The organism is Okeania sp. SIO3I5 (assembly GCF_010672085.1).
Classification (GTDB): Bacteria; Cyanobacteriota; Cyanobacteriia; order Cyanobacteriales; family Microcoleaceae; genus Trichodesmium.
Genome location: NZ_JAAHHT010000445.1, coordinates 1 through 3387, shown reverse-complemented (window position 1 = coordinate 3387; position 3387 = coordinate 1). Strand labels below are relative to the sequence as shown.

At 35.0% G+C, this 3387-nt stretch carries 6 protein-coding genes; 3 read left to right on the top strand and 3 right to left on the bottom strand.

The annotated features are described in order from the left end of the window. A partial coding sequence (locus F6K40_RS39450) for a DNA cytosine methyltransferase (protein WP_293145537.1) occupies positions 1 to 739 on the top strand: 739 nt, incomplete at its 5' end. 195 nt (positions 740 to 934) lie between these two features. Here the strand turns inward: F6K40_RS39450 and F6K40_RS39445 are convergent. Then, positions 935 to 1672, bottom strand: a complete 738-nt coding sequence (locus tag F6K40_RS39445; protein WP_293145534.1) for a BRO-N domain-containing protein — start codon at positions 1670 to 1672, stop codon at positions 935 to 937. A gap of 236 nt (positions 1673 to 1908) precedes the next feature. Between F6K40_RS39445 and F6K40_RS39440 the strand changes: the two genes are divergently transcribed. After that, on the top strand, positions 1909 to 2100 hold the full coding sequence (locus tag F6K40_RS39440; protein ID WP_293145531.1) for a hypothetical protein: 192 nt from the start codon (positions 1909 to 1911) through the stop codon (positions 2098 to 2100). Positions 2101 to 2137: 37 nt separating this feature from the next. Next, a complete protein-coding gene (locus F6K40_RS39435; RefSeq protein ID WP_293145528.1) occupies positions 2138 to 2386 on the top strand; it encodes a hypothetical protein in 249 nt (82 codons plus the stop codon). Here F6K40_RS39435 and F6K40_RS39430 read toward each other — a convergent pair whose 3' ends face one another. Both F6K40_RS39430 and F6K40_RS39425 read right to left on the bottom strand, forming a co-directional pair. Further along, positions 2387 to 2647, bottom strand: a complete 261-nt coding sequence (locus F6K40_RS39430) for a hypothetical protein (protein WP_293145525.1) — start codon at positions 2645 to 2647, stop codon at positions 2387 to 2389. A gap of 526 nt (positions 2648 to 3173) precedes the next feature. Beyond that, positions 3174 to 3387, bottom strand: a 214-nt coding sequence (locus F6K40_RS39425) for a hypothetical protein (RefSeq protein ID WP_293145523.1), incomplete at its 5' end; no start/stop codon positions are given.

Below are 3387 nucleotides of genomic sequence, written 5' to 3'. Positions count from 1 at the left end.
TTGGGCTTCTTTGCCTTGTGATAGAGCATCAAACATGAGCAATCTTCATGGCCAAAAAGAATCAGATTTAGATACTTTATTGGCAGAGAAGTTGATTTGTATTTTATTTAGATTAACACCTGATATTGTTTGCTTAGAGAATGTACCAGCTTGGGCTAATTTTAAGGCTTTTGAAATGATATTAACTTGGTTGAAAAATAATAACTATAAAGTAGATTATCGGAATTATAACCTTTCTCATTATAACGTCCCTCAAAGTAGGACTAGATTGATAATTAGAGCTTGTAGAAAAAATATTCAAGTCAACCGAATACCAAGGCTTCCTTCTGTTGGTTGGTATGATTCAATCCGTGATTTAATTCCTCAATTTAAGGTAAATGATATTAACCCTAGAGTTGATAACTTTTTGAATAATCAAAAGGTAGATAGAAGTAGGTTTATCCTTGTAGAAAACTTTTTTAGCATGGGCAAATCTTTATACTCAGATGAAGATAGTAACTGCTGGACAATAAGGGCAATGAGTGGAGTTGACCACAAAGGCTGTAGTAGAAATAAATCTATTGCTATATGGAACCCTGAAATAAATCAGTTTCAAATATTAAACTCAAGAGCGATCGCCCGACTTTCTGGATTTCCTGATAATTATTATATGCCTGAAAAAAGTGGTTATGCTGCTTATATCTGTGGGTTAAGTGTTCCCCCTATTTTTGTGAGCAAGGTATTGGATAGTTTTGTTTAATAGGGTTGAGTTAGTTATTTAAAGGTCAGTTTTGACTTATTTTTTTCTGCTAAAGAGATAACCGATAATCTCCTTGACTACAAAACTTAAGTATGAGCGATCACCTCTACCCACTTTCTCCCCCAGCAAGTATGAACTGCTGGGGGAGATTAAAAGTTTTACCAAAAAATACTGTGCAGATTCAGGTTTTTACGCCTAGATAATTTCAGCTAAGATATGTTCTGGGTAGGTGTTAACCGTTCCAAACCGAGGGTCGTTAACTTTTTCAGGAGAAATACCCATTTGTTTGCAAAGAGCAGCAGCTTTTCGTCCTAATGCTGCGGCTTGTTTGGTCGAACAAGAACCCATGCCATGTTTTTCCATATAACCGACAATTGAATACCAATAACCATGCCCGTTTTTGAACCGTTGCAATTCATTGGCATTAGCTTCGGCTAACATTACTGTACTTTCTAGAGTTTCCTGTTGTTCTGCTAACCGCTGCTTTATTACAACGCTATCTTCTTCAACAGCTAACAAACGTTGTTCATGTTGTTGGTAAGCTGTTACCATTGTTTGCAAAATTTCTCCAATTGTAGGAACTTTTTGCTGCCCAACATAATACTGTCCGGTCTTACGGATTGACGGCAGGACTTCTTCTTCTACCCACTCTTGAAATTCATCTGCTTTTTTCTTACGAGACTTAAGAACTAATCTGTACATCCCGCCTTCTGAAACTATTGCTGTAGTAGGGTTTCCTTCAGTACCATCATTTAAAATGATAGAACTCTTTTGCTTATTTCTTAGTTTGCTTAAAGTTTGGGACACATTAGTAAGCCCTAAAGTATCACACAAGTCTTTAGCGACAAACCAAGGTTCTCCATCAATAGAAACAATACGGACTCTTGAGTTCTGAAAGTTAAAAATTGAAAGTTGAGAATTGTCTTTTTCCATGTTATAATTCTAATGGTTGGCCAACTCTACAGCACTCGCCAAAGTTTAGTAGAGTTGGCTGTTTTTGTGGCTAGAGAAATTAGATTTCTCTAGCTAATTGATTATAACATACTTTAGTTGCAATCACTGAATAGTCAGCAAAAAATATATTCTTCACGCAAACAATGCATTAGATTCAATTTTGTGGCGATAACAAAACTTCAAAAGTTTAATTGACAAAATAAACAACAACAATTTTGAAACAAAAAATATTAGCTACAAATTTGAAATGGGGGAGTTTCAAACGCAATAATTCCCAACTCTTGTTCTATCTCAATTCGATACTTTATATTTTTTTAATCTATAGAATTTTACTAAGAGTTAGGGAGATGATCTCCCTAACTACCAGGCGATCGCTCTTACCAGTTAATAAGAGCGATCGCTTATAATAGTTTTTGGAGATTCAATCTAAGAATATTATAACCAATGAACAATTCAGAGCAACCACCCCAAATAGACCGAAATCAAGGGAAACGAATATCAATAATCCTAACAGATGAAGCAATGGAAATGCTAGACGCTTTTGTATCAGAGCGAATGATAAGCAAAAGCCAGATTATTGAAATGATTCTCAGGAATTATATTCCAATTCACAAAGAAATTGTGCAAGGCTCTACCCTACAAATTACTAGACCTGATGGGACAATAGAAGAAGTGGCTTTGAATTATATATAATCACCCATCTATTAGGACTAAGTTTGATTCCTTGTAGTAAGTATCAGCCGGACTTTCCCATCCATTTGAAATGTTTATACCCTGCATTTCCCAGTAGTTTGGTGATTCAACAGTCAAGTCCAAGTTGTACTCCCATGATAATCCTATCTCACGTCGGTACAGAATCATCCCGACAATATATCCTTCATCTCCTGTATCAGCCGGACTAAATCCCCGAAAGTGAACTGTGGAGTAGGGAAATTTTCGGGTAAAATGAGACAACGAGACTTAATCACGCGACTACCTTGACGCGCTCGTATTGATTGATATACCATATCTATTAACCTTTGAGTTGCTACACCCAATTTAGAGGCCCAAGTGGTGAGGTACTGCTAATACCTCACCACTTATTTTGTAAAAAGCCTTTCTGAAGTTGATAAATTAAAGCTAGCAAGACTGAGAGAATATGTCAAGTCCTGGAAAGTTTACACAAATTTTTCTACAACTATTTCCTTCCATCTAAAATAGCGATCGCGACTCAAAAATACTCAATTAATTTGTGTTACATATCATTCCCATCTAAAATACTAGATAAAAAGTAGGCTAATCTTCATACTATACTTAGTATAGGAGCAATTTTCTTCAAACTTACAATCTGTAACTACAAAAAAGGAAAAACTTAATTTATAGTGGAGTTTTACGAATTAACTAAAGACCGCCCTCAAAAATATGTTACTTATTGTTCTGTAAAATTAAATATCTGCTTAATTTTTTTACCGCTAATACTTTCTGGATTAATTGTTATTTTTTAAATTGGAACATACGCATCATAATGATACGCAAGACCTCTTCCTAACTCATTTGTTCTTAAAAAATCTGATATTCTTTCATCAACAATAATTTCAATTATTTCCTCATCGTGCCTGTTGTAATATCTACCAACAGCTTTTATGGAATTAGTATTTACGAGGAGTCGTGCAGAACGTTTTTGAGCATCACACTGAACAAATTCCCAAAATTTT

Coding starts and splice junctions, on each gene's coding strand:
- F6K40_RS39445 (WP_293145534.1), bottom strand. CDS start 1,672: ATGGAAAAAGACAATTCTCAACTTTCAATTTTTAACTTTCAGAACTCA.
- F6K40_RS39435 (WP_293145528.1), top strand. CDS start 2,138: ATGAACAATTCAGAGCAACCACCCCAAATAGACCGAAATCAAGGGAAA.